Below are 17264 nucleotides of genomic sequence, written 5' to 3'. Positions count from 1 at the left end.
TCGAGGTGAATCAAATTGGCGCCATTAAAACAAATCATTGATGAACTTTCACAAATGAGCCAACAACTAACAATTGACGATCAATTAATCAATCAGCTAACCATTGCTCATCGCATCTTTGTCTACGGTGCTGGCCGTTCTGGGTTAGCATTAAAAATGTTTGCAATGCGCTTGGCCCAACTTGGCAAACCTGTCGTGGTGGTTGGCCAAATAACTGCCCCGCCCATTCAAAAGGATGATTTATTGTTAGTCGCATCAGGCTCTGGCAAGACGGCGCAAACAAATGCCTTTGTTCAAACAGCTGCAGCGACTGGTGCTAGAACCATTCTTTTGAGTACAAAGTCAGTCAGCCCAATCGCTGAAATTGCAGATCAGACCATCCCACTTGGTGGAAAGGAAAAATACGCAACCCATTCAACTAGCTCCCAGCCGTTGGGGGCGGCCTTTGAACAAATCGTCTTTCTCTATTTGGAAGCCGTTGTTTTGCGGTTAATTTCAGAGTGGCAGATTAGTGAACATGAAATGTCAGCGCGACATGCTAATTTGGAGTAAGAATTTTGGGTAATCTTCTATCAATGCAAAATTCCACGCATCACTTCTATTGATAACATAACAATAAACAGCACTTGATTAAGCAATCAAAACGATCGCTAACCAAGTGCTGTTTTTTGCGATACGCAACTGTTCATAACACATAATCCAGCCAAATGAATCCTTAGCTTATTTCACTTCAACCATTAACAAGCCTTTTATAACCCTTTATTAGCCAAATTTTGCCGGAACCACAATCTTTTCGGGCTTTTGTGGTTTACCTTGAAGCAAATTTGCCATCACTTCTCCCGAACTGGCACCAATTAAATACGGATTTTGGGCAATTAACTTGGTTTGCGGGTCAATATATTGAGCTGTCCCAGTATCAGAAAAGCCAGTTACCGCCACGTGCTGATTATCAATCAATCCCTTATAAAATAATCGTGGAATAAATTCCGTTAACCATCGTTCCTTTAACGCAAAAATCAACGTATTTTCCTTTGACCCATTGATCAGTGCCATTAATTCTTGTAAGACCTTCCGATGATTATAGGAGTTTTCTGAAACTTCTAAAACATCAATATGATTAATCACTGACTGAATGCCATAATATCGATCCCGGCGATTAGCGGCCATGGACAAGCTCGACGTAATCATAATCACCCGTTCAAAGCCCCGATCCTTATAATATTGCGTTGTTTTCCGAGAGATTTCATAATTATTGGTGACAATCTGTGGCCAAGGTGACTGGTCGATTTCTCGATCAGCCAAAACAATTGGCATTGGCCGCTTAATTGTTTCTTGGATTACCTGAACGGAGTTATAAGGCTGTAAGATAACGCCATCAAAAATTTGGTTGCTGACAATTTGCATCAGGTGGCGTTCACGTGCCATGTCGGAATTAGAATCAAATAAAACACCAATGTAGCCTTCACTTTCCAGCATGGCATTAATTCCCTTAAACATCTCAGTCGAAAAAAAATCGTCAATATTTCCAGCAATAACCGCCACCAGACCGGATGATTTGGTGATCATCTGCCTTGCTGCCGAGTTGGGCACGTAATTCAACTTGTTAATTGCATCCGCTACGCGTTCAGCGGTGGCTTTCGACATTCGATCCAAGTTGCCATTTAAATAGCGCGACACCGTTGCAATCGAAACGCCGGCAAGGGCTGCAACATCCCGCATCTTAACAGTCGATTGACCTTTTTCTTGACGATTCTTTTCCATTTCTCTTTTCCCCAATTCAACGATCGTTAGTGAAAAGTACGATCAGCCTTCACCCATTTAATAATTATAGCTTGATTTTACCATAATCTAATGGTCTGGCGTGACATGGTATGAGCTTTTCATCACCCCGAGTTTATTCCAAATTACTATGGGTACTTTTAGCCATCCCATTTGAAACGTGATCTCTTCGACTGAGCTTGAGGCAAAGAATGTCCAAGGTAATGTGCACGCTTTGATCGAATAGCGTACTTAATAATTGAATCGATTGAACCCCATCACCAGCTTTGGTTGCGCCGGGTACTATGATCACCGCATCTCCTAGCTGAGCTAATGGCGAGTCTGCATTACTTGTAACGGCAACGATCTTGACGCCGTCCTGCTTGGCCTTTTCAGTTGGCTCAACCACGCTGCCAGTCTTTCCAGAACCGGATACCGCAACCAGGACATCGCCGGCTTTGATAGCTGGCGTAATGGTTTCACCAATCACAAAGACCGTATAGCCAATGTGCATCAAGCGCATTGCAAACCCCTTGGCCATTAACCCAGAGCGGCCGGCCCCCAAAACAAAGATGCGCCGGTCCATTTGAATCAGCCCTTCAGCATCGTCAATTTGGTCTTCTTTAACTAAGTCCATGACCTCATTTACTTCGTGCATTACATCATTAATTAATGTCATGATAACGTCATTGCCTCCTTAAATTCCTTAGCCGCTTGAACTGGGTCGACGGTGCCGATAATCTTACTGCCGACAATCACGGTATCGACCACTCCCTGCTTAGCCAACCCTTCAGCCTGTTCAAGATCGATGCCCCCAGCAACGGCAATTCGCTTAATCGCCGGGAATTTTTCATGAAAATCAGCACTCGCGCTTACTGCGTCAAAATGACCCGCGGCATCTCTTGAATGGTGTAGTCCATAGATGGCGTTGGCGAAATTAGCGATTTGGTTGACTTTATCGTCACCGACTGCCAACAAATCAATTAGCATCTCTTTTTGATGCTGTTCGGTAATCTCATAAACTTTGCTAATGGTATCGACTGAAGACCCAGCCATCACGGTTAAAATATCGCCATGGGCTTCAAAGCCACGCTCAAACTCATAGGGGCCTTCATCGATGGTTTTTAAATCCAACAGTAACTTAGCCTGTTTGAGATTCAAGGGATTTTCTTTAATCATTAGCAGGCCATAATCCTTAACCAACGATGTCCCAAACTCAATTACGTCCGCGATCCCATCCAACTTGTGAGCCAAAGTAATTGCTTCGCCCAATGATACACGATCAATTGCAACTTGTAATTTCATTAGTCTTCAGACACTCCTTCTTTTTGGTAAAAAGCGTTTAGTTCAGCTGGGGTTGGGTACCCATCGTTGTCACCCGGTGTTTGGACTTGCAAAGCCCCGACCGCATTTCCCCTTAAGACCGCTGACTTGAACGATTTGCCTTCCAACAGCGCGGTAATGACGCCAAGCGCAAACCCATCGCCGGCACCAACCGTATCAACAACTTGATCAACCTTAAAGCCATTAACCGTATAAGCTGATCCATCCTGATTCTTAACATAGACACCAGCTGGCCCGAGCTTCACAACGACAGTCTTAGTCCGCTCGCCTTGCAGATAAAAGTCCGCAATCGCTTCCGGGTCAGCCGATCCCATTAAAATTCGACCTTCCTCTACGCCTGGCAAAACAATCGTAGCGGCACCCGCTAGTTCATTAATCGTCTTAATCATCTTCTCTTGACTGCTCCAAAGCGATGGCCGCAGGTTAGGGTCAAAAGTGGTCAAAATGTCTTTGGCAACCAAGCGCTTAAGCAACGAACGAAACGACTTTTCAGCAACGCTTGAAATAGCTGGAAAGATCCCTGACATATGCGCAATCTTGACGCCATTCAAATCAACTTGATCCATGATTTCGGCAGATAGATGAGCAGCAGCTGAATTGGTCCGATAGTTGTAGGTTAACGGATCACCCTTCGTTACTAACTGCTTCAACTGATGCCCAGTCCAGTAAGTTGGGTCTGTTGAAATATATTGGCTACCGACTTGATGGCTTTGAATGGTTTTAATCGCGTAGTCACCCAGTGGATCCTGACCCACTCGAGAAATATATTCAACTGAATGTCCTAGCCGCTTAACACCAATCGCCACGTTTAATTCCGCGCCACCCAAGATTTTGACCCAGTGTTCTGCATCTGAAAGGGATGCGTCTGGATCAGTGGACGCAAACGTCACAACGGGCTCGCCAACTGTAATAACTTCACTCATTTTCATTTCCTCTTTTCATTAAGTTATTCATTAATCATTTTTCAATTCATCTTAGCGACCAAAGAAGTAAAATACCAACACTTCATTAATAATCGAAACAAGCCACATCACCGGAATTCCCAATTTTAAGAAGTTCTTGGTACCAACCTTCATATAATCAAGCCCCCAAACGTTCCAAGACTGGGTAATATCAGTTGAAACCGCCATGAGAGATGGTACATAAAGTAGGGGCAATAAGAAGGCATCGCTGAACAACCCCGTACCAGAAAGTACGGCAGCCGTTGCAGCACCAGCACCCCAAACATGCAAAGGGCCCCGGAACAGTGCGAGTGGTGCCAGGACACCAATCATGAGCGCTAAAATTAAATGACTATTCGGCAAAATTGCTTCAAAGATTGGTCGGAATCGTGGTGCGTTAATTTGAGCGGCGCCGGCAAACATAATTAATGCCATCAAAAACATAATTAAGCCAGCAATGTCACCAATCGATTGTTTAATCGTGTCATTCAAAAAATCAGTGAACTTTTTGAAGGTTGTGCCATTGCCAGTAATAAAAATGGCAATTAAAGTTGCGAGCGTCAAGGCCGGGATTGCATCCCAGCCAAACACCATGTTCATAAATACCGGAATAATTGGCACGACGTATGCAATCTTAGGTACTCGTTTAATTTGCTCTTCGGTAGCGTCTGCCGCACCGATAATTTTTAGATTTTCTTCCGCGTTGGCCGGATTAATCCGTTTTCTGTGAATAATCAGCATGATGATCACAGCAACTAGCTGAACAAGGGTCGCAATTATCCCAAATTCAAGGTATTTGCCGCCATAAACGTCTTTAGGAAAGAAAACTTTAATCTGATTAAACAGCACAACGTTGATATACATTGGCGCGCCAATTGCCAAGGAAAAAACCGAAAGCGCAAGGTCACGCGGCAATCCAACTGAAAGTAGAATCGGCAGCAGAATAACGCCAATTGCAATCACGGAGCCAACACCGTAAGCGCTAACAAAAATAAGTGTTGTCACTAAAATAACTAGGATTGCCGCAATTAACGGTTTCTTTTTGCCAACCGCGTTTGTTTCCTCAGAAATTGCCGGGGCAATTCCGCTATCAACTAATACCCGGCCAAACCAGGATCCAAAGACGATGTAGATAATCGTTGGCCCATAATTTAAAGCCGGTTCGGCAAAGACTTTCTGAATGGCGGTATTAAAAGGTACCAAGCCAATAACCGACCAAAGAATTGCCATCACGAAGAACCCAATCATTAGGTTGCCGCCTCTGACGATATACCAGATAAACCCAACAAACGTGATTAAAAGTAGGATTGAAATAATTGTTGATGTCATGAGTTAATCCCCTATTTCTGATTTGAGTAGCTTAACTTGTTTTTTGATTTGCTCATCAGATTTCATCGGATATTCGAGCGCGAAGGCGACGTCTGTCGGTAAGTATGTGAGCAGCTGGCGCCAATCAAAAATGCCAGTATCTAAATCATCTGAAGTGGTTAATTCACCATTATGATCAATCGTATTCTTAAGGTGAATGTAGTGTGTAAACGGCGCTAACTGCTTAGCGGCAAGAACCGCGTCGCCATGCGTAAAGGCCCAGTTGCCTAAGTCATACACGTACCCCAGTTGACTAAGGCCGGCCGCTTGCGCAGCTGTTAGGAACGCCTTGATGGCCTCCACCGTGCCTGAAACTGCTGTCTGATCGTTTTCAACGTTCATCTCAATATCATCGATTGGGAACTGGCCTAATGCTTCCTTCAGATCCCCATCAAAGTGATCAAAATTTCCAGTGTTGAACTTAATTTTGCTAATCCCCATGGCTTTTCCCTCTTCGAAGTACTGACCAAGCTTTGGATTAACAGCACCGTCCGGCTCAAAGACAACATCTGGTACACTATAATTCACAATCAAATTGTGAGCGTTTGCTCGATTCTTAACCGCTGATAGTTCACTATCAAAATCCTTAAAGTACTCGCGACGGACTTCAATGCCATCTGCGCCAAGCTTGGCAACCCGATCCACTAAGTCAGCCTGTTTGACACCATTTTGAACATCATCTTCAAAAATCCAGGTATTTAAAATTAATGTCATGATAAATTCCTCCAATAAATGAAACAGCAACAACGAGAATTGGATTAGAACTGATTTTGATTTGTCGACATAATCGTTTCTAATTACCGTGTATGGTAAACGCTTTCCTAAAAGTTGTCAAACAATTTGGCTCAAGGTAATGAGCCCTCATATAAAAGAATCGCTTATTGAATTTCATTTTGGAAACCGGTTTCCCTAAAACTGCTCCGTATCTTCTACATGCTCTAGGAGGCCTTACGCTGTTTAAACAAAAGACGCTTTTTGCGTCCTTCACATCCCCCTTCCTTGGTCATCTACTTAAAACCCGCCAAGCTAACCCTGAAATCCAGCAGTTGCAGCAACAGAAACTGGCATTTTTGACCACTATCAACCAAGTATCAATTGAACACATCTTAGCCAATGACGATTCAGATGAGTTTTATTAGCAAAAGTTAAAATCCTTTAGACAAATAGGCCCCATTGCTTCTCCGAGAAACTTCCGGAAGCAATGAGGCCTGTTGATTATTTAAAACTATTTGTTAGTCAATTGATAACTGGCGTCAATCAGTTGGTGATTTTCTGACGTTGGCACTTGGCTAATCCTCACAGACAGCCAATTGTCTTTATTCATATGATAGGCTGGCAGAAATCCGTTCATCTTTTGCAAGGCGTCAATTTCGTCTGGCATCATTTTGATATCCATCACGTCTTCTGAACCACTTTCTCCAAGGGCCAAGTTTTTCCTGGCCACTTCCATCACTAACCCATACCACTTACGATTATCTTGATGCCTTAACACCGCGTAACTGGGATACTTTTTCCATAAATACTCTGGTTGGGAATGATATTTTTGATTAACGTATGCAAAAATTTCTTCGCGTTCCATTTTGTAACCCTCTCCTGTGTAAGTGTATAAAACTACCACACATTTATTTTAGTAAATCTGACGGCGATAAGATAACTTTAGAAACTTTTTTATTGACACTTACTAAAAATGAGCCAATAATGTATTTTACAAATTGTTAACAGGCGCTGTACATTAAGGAGGTGGTAGCTTCTTAATCCGATAAGGCCAAATAATCCACTGGTTCATGACCATATCCTGATGAAGAAAGACCGGATTTTGACTACTATTACTTTATCCAAAATAGGAGGTTTACGTAATGGCAACTTTGAGTGACGAACAAAAACAATTAGTTAATGATGCCTTTGGTTTTGTAGCAACCGTTGATGAAAATGGCAATCCCCAAATTGGTCCTAAAGGGACTCTGCGAGTTTTTGATGATGAACACCTGATATACAATGAAGAAACCGGACATCAGTCATGGCACAACGTTCAAGTTAATCCTAAAATTGCGGCTGCCTTTCATCCTTACCCTGGCTTAAAAGGGTTTCGTGTAGAAGGTCGGGCGACGATTCACCAAGATGATCAAATATTTGACGACGCGCAGGAATATGCATCGGTGAACAAACTCCCCAAAGCAATCGCTGCCGTGGTCATCTCCGTTGATCGGACTGTTAGCCTGGATGCCGGGAAAAACGCTGGGATTGAAATTGAAAATAAACCAGTAAATGACTGATTTCAAAATAAAATACTTGTTGGCATATGCCTCGGATATAGAATTTTAACGCTATTGATCTGAGGCATTTTTTATCTGAAACATTTTACGAATATAAAGCCCATTGCTCTTCTATTATTAAGCCGTAGTCCATTTATCACGCTATTCATTTCAATTGCGTGCCATGAGTCTTTTGATATTTTCATCTCTTGTTTAGTTAAATTAATTACACTCGGATAAACCTTCTTTTCTTATCTGAATATCAATTTCCACCAAATCAAACAGCGTGTCGGCATAGTATAAATTGGAACCATCGTAACGTTTTATCTCTTGGATCAAATCATAAAAGTGAGTCGGTATGAAATAATCGCAAGCATTTGGCACGGTGTAGACGATCACGGTATCATTAAATTCCTTTGTAAAAAATGCCGGCTGATTTGTTTGTATAGCAAAACTATTAAACTGTAAAAAAGTTAACTGCAGTTGCATCATTAAGTCAAATTTTGTCATTGCAGTCCCCCCCCATTAAGCCATCACAAAATGATCGGTTTTTAATTAGCGCCCCGTTATAACCTCATATTTTTCTAGAAATAATTGATAATCCTTGCATGCTACAGCTGCACTTCCTGGGTAACATCTATCCAACCGTTTAAAATGAGTGATTTCCGGTTGGTTCGTGGGACCTACGTTTGTTCGGTAAAAAGAACAGAACAAAATCCACGGACTTTTCGGTTCGCGGATTTGTTAGATTGGCGCTACTTCACGGCTTTAACCAAGTGAGCGTTAGCCGTAATGTATCCACCAGCAACTTTGTAACGCATCGTACCGTGATTTATCACGCTATTTTCATATGAGTAGTCAACCGCGCGCACCTTGAAGACCTTATTCTTCTTATAGTGCTTATTTTTTTGTGTCAGGTTAACGGTTCGATAACGATTAATCGAAGTCTTCGCTTTTACATACTTAGGGAATTCTTTTTCCCCCATTTGAACCAGTTTTCGGTTCCCTGTGATGTAGTGACCATTCGCTAACACGTAGCGGGTAGTCAAGTTATGGTGGACAAATTTTTTCACCTGAAGAACTTGCCCCTGCTTAAAATTGTGAACCTTTCCCGTTAGATTAACGGCTCGATACTCATTAACACCGCGTGGATTAATAACCGTCAGTGTTTTGTGCGTACTTTGATAATAGACTGGCCGGATATAAGCCCACCTTGCCGTAATATAACCAGTCTTATGGCGATTTTTGGTAAGATGGTTCACGTCTCTAACTTTGTAACGCAAAATCCCATTTGCTGAGCGGGCATAGCCAGTCACGACAAACATCGGGCGATGAACTCGCGGCTTAGACACGTAGCCAGCTTGGCGTTGTGATTTCTTGAAGGTTGGTTTTTGATAGAGATAAATCTTCTTCAACGCATAAACAGCTTCATTCTTTGCGGCGATTGACTTGTTAGGATTCAGGATCGGTTGAGATGTTGGCTGTAGAGTTGGCGTTAGGTTTGGGGACGTTATTGGATTCGGGTTAGGGCCCGTTATTGGGGTTGGTGTAGGGGATGGGGTTGGTGAAGTAACTGGCTTTTCATATTTGTAAATCACCGTTACCGGTTTCTCAAAAATAAAAATCCCCTTTGGATCACCAACCGTGCTTTGCAGCTGATAACCGTCGTCTTGAATTTTCTTTTGAGCAGCTTTCACGGCGGAAATGGCCGTTACATCGTACCGGTAGCCGCTTACTCCACTAAAAGAAATGTCCTTATCTAGAGAATTGCCAGCGCTATCTTGGAACTTAACAACGCCATTAACCGTCGCATCACTTGACTTTGGGTTATACCACAATTTAAGAACGTTGTTATTTGCTGCTCGACTCACTTTAATCGAGTGATCACTGCTATCGGCCGGAACATAGTGGTCAACCGGGTAATCGGCAGCATTCTTGGTAAACGTGCTGCCAATCTTTTGATCCGTAACTGTCTGGGGATCCTTAATCTGATGCGCTGTTCCATCCTGATCTTTGGTCCAAAACTGTAGGCTAACTGGAACGTAAGGCTGCTTAACGCGAACCGTGGCTGGAGTCGACTCCAGCAAATTAACGTCATTGTCACTGGTTCGGATAATGAAAGTGTTAATTCCCTGGGCCTTATTTGCATCAGGCGCCTCCTTACTGATATTTGGTACTTGGGCTGGGTAGGTAAAGTTGATTAAATCTCCAATCCCTAAAGTGGTTCCGGTTTTTGACTTAATTCGAATCATCGTGGCTTTAGACCAATCGGATTCAGTGGTCTCAAATTTAGCATCATAATTTTTGACTAAGTCCTTGTTTGGAGTCGCGGTAGAATATGACACCGTATACCTGTCATTATCAAGACTGATTGGCCCGGTGAGATGAATTGCAACGTTAGAACCTCTAGTCCCGTTAATTTTCACATCATCCGGATACGGCAAAACACCAATAATATCAAGATACGTATAAGGTGATAAGCCATCATTTTTAATTGAATTGTCGTACTCCAGTTTGTCGTTAGTAAATGCGTTATCCCCGGTATCTGAAACTGGCTCACTCCACTGGTTGGTTTCCGGATTAAACACCTTAACCTTATTAGCATTAACTAGTTTTCGGTCTGGTAAGTAGGTAAACGAAGCTTCATTAGAAATAATTCTCTTTGGGTTATTAGTAGAAGCATACAGTCCATATTGGTCAGGTATACGAGCGGCGTTCTCATCGACACTGAGATCAGTTTTATTGCCAGCTTTGCCGTTATTATTAGTGAAAACGAAGAAGGCCTCGACATTATATGAACCAGAGTACACAGAAGCGTCTGCGGTGAGGGGAATTTGATAGTTTACCGATCCATTACTGGTCCCAAAAACTGCCGCGTTCGTAATTTCGCCGATGATGGCCGTCTTACCAGAGCCAGCATAGTTTTTTTGAACGGTTAAGTTCTTCAGATTCTTAATGTCGCCAGTATCGGTTGAATCCAACGAAACCCCATCCGGAACCAAATAGATGACCTTACCATTTTGAGGGAGAATTTTATCATTTCCATTATTGTATGCATTCAAGTCAAAATTAACCAACAATGGTTTCCCACCCAGCATTTGCGTGCCATTTTGACCGTGAAGTGTCAATCGAGGACTACCAACGCTTGGCATGTCCTTCGTCAGACTAATATAATCACTGCTTGAAGTTGTTCCTGTGTAGACTGATGAACCTGAAGGAGAAAACTGAGCGGACATGCGGTTATAATAGGATTGAGAAGAACTTTGACTCTCCTTAAACTGGTCAATTGTAGCGTGAGTGAGGTGACCCGTAGTCTTAATTGAGAATTGACCAGTACCTGCTTTGCTAAGTTGGACTGGCGAAGCAAATGTTATTTTGATACTTGAATATGCCCGCTGATTCGCTTCATTGATTTCTAGGGGGTCATCAAACGATACACTTCCCAAGTTAACAGTTTTACTTATACCATTTTCGCTGTATACTCCTTCAATTTCATTCTGATCAAGTTTTTGCTTGAGATCTGAACTCAACGAAGTCGTATTATTAAACGCAATCTGGGAGATTGGATAATCAAATTGTGGTATATCGGTTACGCTGGCTAACGCAGCCGAATCAATCGTATCATGACCACCGTATTTGCCAACCGTCATTGATGATAATGGTGTGATCGTGGAGATGATAGATGTATCAGTCGAAATTTTGTTAACATCTGACTGCCAACTTCCAGTGCCAAATGCAATTCGTTTCGAACCAGTTATACTGAAATAATTAGTTGGGGTCGGTGCCTTAAAAATACTGACGCTTTTACTAGTTGCCGAAGCTTCTCCATTCGGTCCTGTCACCGTCATCAACAATTTTGTTGAAGTCCCGGCAACATATCCGGCAGGAATTGTTAACGTAAAGCTTCCTAACGACCCGTTAGTGGCTAACCCCGACTTGGTATTAATGGTTACCTGCTGAATTAGCTGGTTGGTGTCTGGGTGATAGGTCCATCCCCCACTACCACCATCGGGAACCGTATATCCTGTTGGCAATTGAACCGTGAAAGTATAGTCCCCCGGTTCGGTTTTGGCATCGTAGTAATATGAACTATCTTGATTAATACTTATTTTCTGAGGTGTCTTAAGTTTATTCTCATTGTCCCAATACGACTCATTTAATGAATCAACTTTTCCGGGCCCAGATGCGGTTGGCGGATCAGTCACTGTATGAACCGCAAATTTATTTGTCTTAAACAGCAAGTTATTATCGGCATCATAATATTCGCTGGGGATCTGATAATTCTGATTATGATGGATCTTGCCAGGCTTGAGGGTTGCCAAAAATGGAATTCCAATGTGTGCCCCGCTTGGAACTATCCCAATCGGAAGGTTAATAACATAATCAGTGTCTGTCTCGGAAATTGTTACTTGCCCTCTTAGAAATTCACTCGACGAGACGTCACTGGCACTGACAGGCTTAAAAATATCTTTATTGAGAAAAATTTTCACATTTCCATTTACATAGGCTTCCCCAGTTCCTTGAGCCTCAATTAGGGCCATCAGATTAATGGTTTGGTTCGGATAAAAGCTGGGATTCGAATCTGTAATGACCGTTGGATCGAACTCAACTGTACTGTTGGTCAAATCTATAGCTGACGAAGCTGACACTGGACTATTTAACGTTGAGCTGGTTAATCCCGTTTGATATTGATGGCTAACAGCCTTTGATAGTGTATTTTGAATTGCCGGAATCGTGGTTAGCCGATTGACCGCCTGGGCGCTAGCTGCTGACGTTTCGGTTAAGAACAAAATAGCTAACACCCACAGCACAATGGCTATTATCCACTTTCGGTATGCCTTATTACAATAAACTGATTTCATAAACCCCAACCCCTTTAACAGTATTGGCATCATTAAATAACAAATATGTCAACAAAGCGATCGCAAGTGATCCTTGGGCTATCACCGCATTTTCTTTTCCCTCAATGGTGAAAAAGGAAATATCATATAATGTCGATACACCAGTAACTATCGTTGATGTACGAGATGATATAAATGATTCAGGTTAATATTTAACAATTTATCTTCAGCTTTTCCTAAAAAATATTACCCCTTTGTCTCAATGTCTTTGGCTTTATCCCCCCATTACTTTCTCTTCGATGCAGTAAACAACATCGGCATTCCAGACGATTAGCTTCTGAGTTTTCTCTTAATTGCTCAACAAGTAAATAAGCTTTAATGACTATCTACCAGTTTCGACCGTACCAATACAAACACACATAAACGATCATTATTATGATTACCAATAAAAACAATTTTAATAATTTCACCCAATTAAATTTGTTTTTCATTTGATCACCATCATTGATATGGACATTTAATAATATAAAAAACTCAAAATCTGGTTTGAGATTGCCCGTGCTACAGCACCATCATCGTATACAACTAACAAAGTGACGATCCCCAAAATGATAACTTTAAATGAAAATCGAATCATTATTTATGTGAATTAAATGATATTATAATGAGAATCTTCCTCTTTTGTGAATATGATTATAGCTTAATTATAGTGCCTATGTCTACGTAAAAATTGTAAATATGTAAATTTAATATACATTATAATTCATTATTATAATGCGGTAGTTGCACAAATAAGTCCACAACGTGATAAAAATCGGCGCATTATCATGAATGAATACGAATATTGTTGAGCTAATTGCTTCGCCTTTTATCATTTAATACCTAGCAGTGATTATTAAAATCTAATTAGAGCATTATTGGATATTAAAGCAACGAAAAGTTCTCCCTTTGCAGCAATTTCTAAAGTCATACAACCAGGCGAGCCCTCCTCCAAAAGGATCTTGAAGGCCAATTCAAGATCAATATCAAACCCGAATTATTAATCCCTCAACAAAGGTCAGCCTGATTTTAGTTAAATTGACCGGCTTTTAACGCTATCGAGATTGATATAATTTCGTGGAAGTCTCAAAGACATTCCAATATTAAGGCGCTTAGCCGCTATGATTTTAAAAGTAGCGTCCTAAGTGGGCGTCTCGCTTTTAAAATCAATTTAAAAATCCGCGAAACGTCAGCGAATGTCGACTTGGCGAACTCGCAGTAAAACTTGGTCAACCAAAATTCGATTCACTTGATATGAATCTTAAGGAAAATCAAGCAGAATAAATAAGACCATTATCAGGAAAATTGATAATAGTCAAGGGATTGATAAAGCCATAACTGATAGCTTTAACCGAATTATTTATTTGAATGACGCTACTTTCAAGAATTCCGCTTGAACTTCAGACGACCTCGGCTGGACAATCTTTGCCCCATGTAACATTAATTTGTCAACTTTTAAAAACTACTTTTTAAATTTTGAATTGCTTTTCGTAAAAGTTCATCAAATGCCAGCTTTTCAGCATCCGAGAAATTCTTCGTCATTTCCGATTCAGTACGTTGGAATGCAAGTTCAAACTGCGTCTGTTGAGCAACAATATCAACTCGAATATTATCACTCAAAACTAATCTTTTGAGTCTTGAGTCCTGATCATCAGGAATCATCCGAATCGCTTTCTTTTGAACTAATCTTTTTACAAGCCCGTTACCTGTGGGGCCACTGACACCAAGAATTCGGGGTAAATCACGCTGGTAAACTGGCTTATCTTGATGATGAAACAGCACCATCAAAAGTGCACTTTGCGCGTCTGTAAATGGTACTTTTAGATCAGTGAGGGTTTGAGATAAACGCTTAGATAACAATAGATCCAGCGCTTTAACTTTGCGTCCATATTCGTGTATCACTAGTAATCCGACTCCTTTTTATTCTAGTTCGGCTACGGTTCGGTTCTTAAGCGTAAAGGCAATTCCCCAACCAATCAGTGAAATTGCTAACGTCACACCAAAAGCAACTTGATACCCCTGAGTAAGACCCGTCCGCATTGTCTGGCCTTGTGATACGATTGCCGAAATTGTCACTAAAGCAGCCGTCCCCAAGGAGCTGGCAATTTGTCTAAACGTTGCTACCACAGTATTACCATCGACAATTAATCTTGGCGGCAAGGCATTTATCCCCGACGTCGTCACTGGCATCATCACTAAAGAAATGGCTCCCATCCGAAGGGCGTACAACACCACAATCCAAACAATGTTAGTTGTGGCATTAAATTGAAGCATTGGCAAAGTCGCCGCAGATAGAATGCCAAACCCGACGATAGCCAAATTTTTAATTCCATGCTGATCGAATAGCCGACCAGCAATTGGCGTCAGCATCCCCATTAAAATTGCTCCAGGAAGTAACATAATCCCTGACACCAATGCCGAAATACCACGAACCGACTGTAAATAAAGCGGGATAATCAGTTCGGTTCCTAACATCGCAATATTAATAAGACCAGCAAGAATTGTTGTTTTCGTAAATGATGGAGAAGCAAACACGCGCATTTCAAGCATTGGCATCTGTAACTTAAGCTGGTGCCACACAAAAAGTGCCACCCCAATAATCCCCGCTAGGATAGAGATAATTGTTGTTAAATCAATGCCGCCGATCGAGCCAATATTTGAAAACCCGTACAAAAGCAAGCCAAATCCTAAGGTTGAAAGAAACAAGGAAAGACCGTCAAGCTGTGACTTACGCCTCTTATTAATATTATGTAACGCAAACAATCCCAATACAATAATGATTAGCGTAACGGGTAGGAGGGATGCAAATAAGACGCGCCATGAATAATGATCCACTATCCAGCCAGAAAGTGTTGGTCCAATCGCAGGTCCTAGAATAATCACAACAGCAGCCATCCCCATTGCGGCCCCTCTTTTTTCAGGTGGATAAATCAGTGTCATGACATTTTGAGTTAAGGGCATGCTAATTCCCACTGAAATTGCCTGAATCATCCGTCCAATAAGCAAACAGAAGAAATTTGGTGCAAAAGCTGAGAGCGTTGTCCCCGCCAAAAAGACACCCAGTGTTGATAAAAATAGTGGCCGCAATGGAAAACGATTAAAAAAGTAGCCTGACACTGGCAGAATGATGCCAACAATCATAATATATCCAGTACTTAGCCACTGGGCCATCGACTGACTAACTTTAAATACTTGCATGATTGTAGGCAAAGCATTATTCAATATCGTTTCGGTTAATGTGGACAAAAAGCCGCCAAGTAAGATTGTGACCACCAACAGCCGTCTGGTTAATGTATTCAAATATTTTCCCTCCAAATAAAAAATAGCATGCTATCTAATCTAATACATAGCATGCTACTTGTCAAGGATAGATAAGTGATCCCAATACTACCTCCAATGACCACAGAAGTGCGATCCATTGGCGGCATAACGGCACATAAGATCAATTAATGAGAACAAAAGAAAAATCATTAATTAGGCAATTTGCAGACTCATAAAAGATAATCTCGAAAAAATCAGTTACAGTCACCGGATTGTTTTTGCAAATAACATACACGTCATTGCTGTCTTCTTACCTTTAATGGGCAATTCAATCTCCATCTGCCCTACCTGGTTGAATCCTCGATGCTCATAAAATTGATATGTGGATCCAGAATCCGTGTATAAATAAATTGTTTTACCCGGAATTTGTCGTTCAAACTCATTAAGCAGATTAGTTCCGATTCCTTTGCCAACCACATCGGGATTCACTGCAAAAAAATTTAGCTCGCCATCAATTTTAGATAAATTTTGATAGTTCGCCAGCATCTTTTGATTAGCCTCATTGTATGGGTTTGAAGACTCTTCGAAGCCATAACGAACGATAAATCCAACAACTTTCACAAAACATTTCCACCGCCTTGATTTAAACAACTTAGGCGCTTTGTCCATGTTACCCAATATCATTCCTACCAGTTCTCCATTTACAAACGCCCCAATCGCGATGGTCGCTTGCAAAATTTCCGAATACAGGAAATACCAACTGTAAAAATATAGTTCGATTTGATTGTTAACATACCAACTAAGGTGCATTCCTTTAATGGCAAATTGGCGGGCAGCATTTAAATCCTTAGGTGTGATCTGTTTATAAACGATTGTCATTGAGTTCTCCTTGCTTGACCGATTTTTAAAAACTAATTATACCAGCCTCAGATGGGCACGCTTATGACTGCCATACAACACAGAAAATCAATCTAAAAGCACTAAAATGCCCATTGCCAACACTGTAGCTGGTCCAGATTCCAATATGTGAATCTACCGGGTTAATCCTTTTACGATCCCAGTGGTGTCGCTCATCTTGACGCCGCTGTTGGCTCTATCAGCACTAAAACATTACTTTAGTAGTAGATATTTCATTTCTTCGTACCTTTTGATAAATTATTGATTTATTCAATGATCTCAAAAAATGGAAGAGATTTCAAAGGCGCTTACCCACTCTAATGCGAAGACCACTAGGGATTATGTTGATACTCCAGCCGTTGTCACGTTATCAACTTTTAATAAATTTGAAAGCCAGTTGATGAAGGCAAAAGAAAGAAAAGCCAGCAAATCCAAACAGCTTTACTGACCAATGAATGGTATTCTCATAAACTCGTCATGATTCTCGTCATGAATTTAGACAAGAAACCATCAATCTGTATTTTTAGATGCTTCGGATAGTCTCTGACTACCTGGCATATCAA

14 protein-coding genes are annotated in these 17264 nt (G+C 41.4%); 2 read left to right on the top strand and 12 right to left on the bottom strand.

Annotated elements, in window-relative coordinates; translation table 11 throughout:
• Nucleotides 1–15: 15 nt before the first annotated feature.
• Nucleotides 16–552: a 6-phospho-3-hexuloisomerase gene (gene hxlB / locus YK48G_RS09275; protein WP_203630442.1), complete on the top strand. Its 537-nt coding sequence runs from the start codon at nucleotides 16–18 to the stop codon at nucleotides 550–552.
• Between the two features lie 210 nt (nucleotides 553–762).
• Here the strand turns inward: hxlB (YK48G_RS09275) and YK48G_RS09270 are convergent, their stop codons facing one another.
• From YK48G_RS09270 to YK48G_RS09240, 7 genes are all read right to left on the bottom strand, one after another.
• Entirely contained in the window at nucleotides 763–1761 is a 999-nt protein-coding gene (locus YK48G_RS09270; protein ID WP_203630441.1) for a LacI family DNA-binding transcriptional regulator, read from the bottom strand.
• Nucleotides 1762–1894: 133 nt separating this feature from the next.
• A complete protein-coding gene (gene hxlB, locus YK48G_RS09265; protein WP_203630440.1) occupies nucleotides 1895–2437 on the bottom strand; it encodes a 6-phospho-3-hexuloisomerase in 543 nt (180 codons plus the stop codon).
• A complete protein-coding gene (locus YK48G_RS09260) occupies nucleotides 2434–3063 on the bottom strand; it encodes an orotidine 5'-phosphate decarboxylase / HUMPS family protein (protein WP_203630439.1) in 630 nt (209 codons plus the stop codon). The genes hxlB (YK48G_RS09265) and YK48G_RS09260 overlap by 4 nt, the downstream gene beginning before the upstream one ends.
• Nucleotides 3063–4025: a sugar kinase gene (locus YK48G_RS09255; RefSeq protein ID WP_203630438.1), complete on the bottom strand. Its 963-nt coding sequence runs from the start codon at nucleotides 4023–4025 to the stop codon at nucleotides 3063–3065. The genes YK48G_RS09260 and YK48G_RS09255 overlap by 1 nt, the downstream gene beginning before the upstream one ends.
• 51 nt (nucleotides 4026–4076) lie before the next feature.
• A complete protein-coding gene (locus YK48G_RS09250) occupies nucleotides 4077–5372 on the bottom strand; it encodes a gluconate:proton symporter (RefSeq protein ID WP_203630437.1) in 1296 nt (431 codons plus the stop codon).
• Between the two features lie 3 nt (nucleotides 5373–5375).
• The gene (locus tag YK48G_RS09245; RefSeq protein WP_203630436.1) at nucleotides 5376–6125 is read right to left on the bottom strand and encodes a sugar phosphate isomerase/epimerase family protein; all 750 of its coding nucleotides are present in this window, start codon (nucleotides 6123–6125) and stop codon (nucleotides 5376–5378) included.
• Nucleotides 6126–6636: 511 nt separating this feature from the next.
• Nucleotides 6637–6990, bottom strand: a complete 354-nt coding sequence (locus YK48G_RS09240; RefSeq protein ID WP_203630435.1) for an MmcQ/YjbR family DNA-binding protein — start codon at nucleotides 6988–6990, stop codon at nucleotides 6637–6639.
• Between the two features lie 277 nt (nucleotides 6991–7267).
• Between YK48G_RS09240 and YK48G_RS09235 the strand changes: the two genes are divergently transcribed.
• Nucleotides 7268–7684 (top strand): pyridoxamine 5'-phosphate oxidase family protein, encoded by a 417-nt coding sequence (locus tag YK48G_RS09235; RefSeq protein ID WP_203630434.1) that lies wholly within the window; start codon nucleotides 7268–7270, stop codon nucleotides 7682–7684.
• Between the two features lie 201 nt (nucleotides 7685–7885).
• On the opposite strand, the gene YK48G_RS09230 is transcribed toward YK48G_RS09235, so the two are convergent.
• From YK48G_RS09230 to YK48G_RS09210, 5 genes are all read right to left on the bottom strand, one after another.
• Nucleotides 7886–8173, bottom strand: a complete 288-nt coding sequence (locus YK48G_RS09230; protein ID WP_203630433.1) for a hypothetical protein — start codon at nucleotides 8171–8173, stop codon at nucleotides 7886–7888.
• A gap of 245 nt (nucleotides 8174–8418) precedes the next feature.
• Nucleotides 8419–12525 (bottom strand): DUF5776 domain-containing protein, encoded by a 4107-nt coding sequence (locus YK48G_RS13555; RefSeq protein WP_232365342.1) that lies wholly within the window; start codon nucleotides 12523–12525, stop codon nucleotides 8419–8421.
• Between the two features lie 1473 nt (nucleotides 12526–13998).
• Nucleotides 13999–14445 (bottom strand): MarR family winged helix-turn-helix transcriptional regulator, encoded by a 447-nt coding sequence (locus YK48G_RS09220; protein WP_203630432.1) that lies wholly within the window; start codon nucleotides 14443–14445, stop codon nucleotides 13999–14001.
• Between the two features lie 18 nt (nucleotides 14446–14463).
• Nucleotides 14464–15843, bottom strand: a complete 1380-nt coding sequence (locus YK48G_RS09215; protein WP_232365341.1) for an MDR family MFS transporter — start codon at nucleotides 15841–15843, stop codon at nucleotides 14464–14466.
• Between the two features lie 225 nt (nucleotides 15844–16068).
• Nucleotides 16069–16683: a GNAT family N-acetyltransferase gene (locus YK48G_RS09210; protein WP_203630431.1), complete on the bottom strand. Its 615-nt coding sequence runs from the start codon at nucleotides 16681–16683 to the stop codon at nucleotides 16069–16071.
• Nucleotides 16684–17264: the final 581 nt, after the last annotated feature.

Source organism: Lentilactobacillus fungorum (assembly GCF_016860605.1).
Classification (GTDB): Bacteria; Bacillota; Bacilli; order Lactobacillales; family Lactobacillaceae; genus Lentilactobacillus; species Lentilactobacillus fungorum.
Note: the sequence above shows the minus strand (reverse complement) of the source record. Positions and strands in the feature narration are given on the sequence as shown.

Excerpts from the sequence above, each read along its gene's own strand:
- YK48G_RS09210 (WP_203630431.1), bottom strand. The coding sequence starts at position 16,683 with ATGACAATCGTTTATAAACAGATCACACCTAAGGATTTAAATGCTGCC.
- YK48G_RS09260 (WP_203630439.1), bottom strand. The coding sequence starts at position 3,063 with ATGAAATTACAAGTTGCAATTGATCGTGTATCATTGGGCGAAGCAATT.
- YK48G_RS09230 (WP_203630433.1), bottom strand. The coding sequence starts at position 8,173 with ATGACAAAATTTGACTTAATGATGCAACTGCAGTTAACTTTTTTACAG.
- YK48G_RS09270 (WP_203630441.1), bottom strand. The coding sequence starts at position 1,761 with ATGGAAAAGAATCGTCAAGAAAAAGGTCAATCGACTGTTAAGATGCGG.
- YK48G_RS09245 (WP_203630436.1), bottom strand. The coding sequence starts at position 6,125 with ATGACATTAATTTTAAATACCTGGATTTTTGAAGATGATGTTCAAAAT.
- YK48G_RS09255 (WP_203630438.1), bottom strand. The coding sequence starts at position 4,025 with ATGAGTGAAGTTATTACAGTTGGCGAGCCCGTTGTGACGTTTGCGTCC.
- YK48G_RS09250 (WP_203630437.1), bottom strand. The coding sequence starts at position 5,372 with ATGACATCAACAATTATTTCAATCCTACTTTTAATCACGTTTGTTGGG.
- YK48G_RS09235 (WP_203630434.1), top strand. The coding sequence starts at position 7,268 with ATGGCAACTTTGAGTGACGAACAAAAACAATTAGTTAATGATGCCTTT.
- YK48G_RS09240 (WP_203630435.1), bottom strand. The coding sequence starts at position 6,990 with ATGGAACGCGAAGAAATTTTTGCATACGTTAATCAAAAATATCATTCC.
- hxlB (WP_203630440.1), bottom strand. The coding sequence starts at position 2,437 with ATGACATTAATTAATGATGTAATGCACGAAGTAAATGAGGTCATGGAC.
- YK48G_RS13555 (WP_232365342.1), bottom strand. The coding sequence starts at position 12,525 with ATGAAATCAGTTTATTGTAATAAGGCATACCGAAAGTGGATAATAGCC.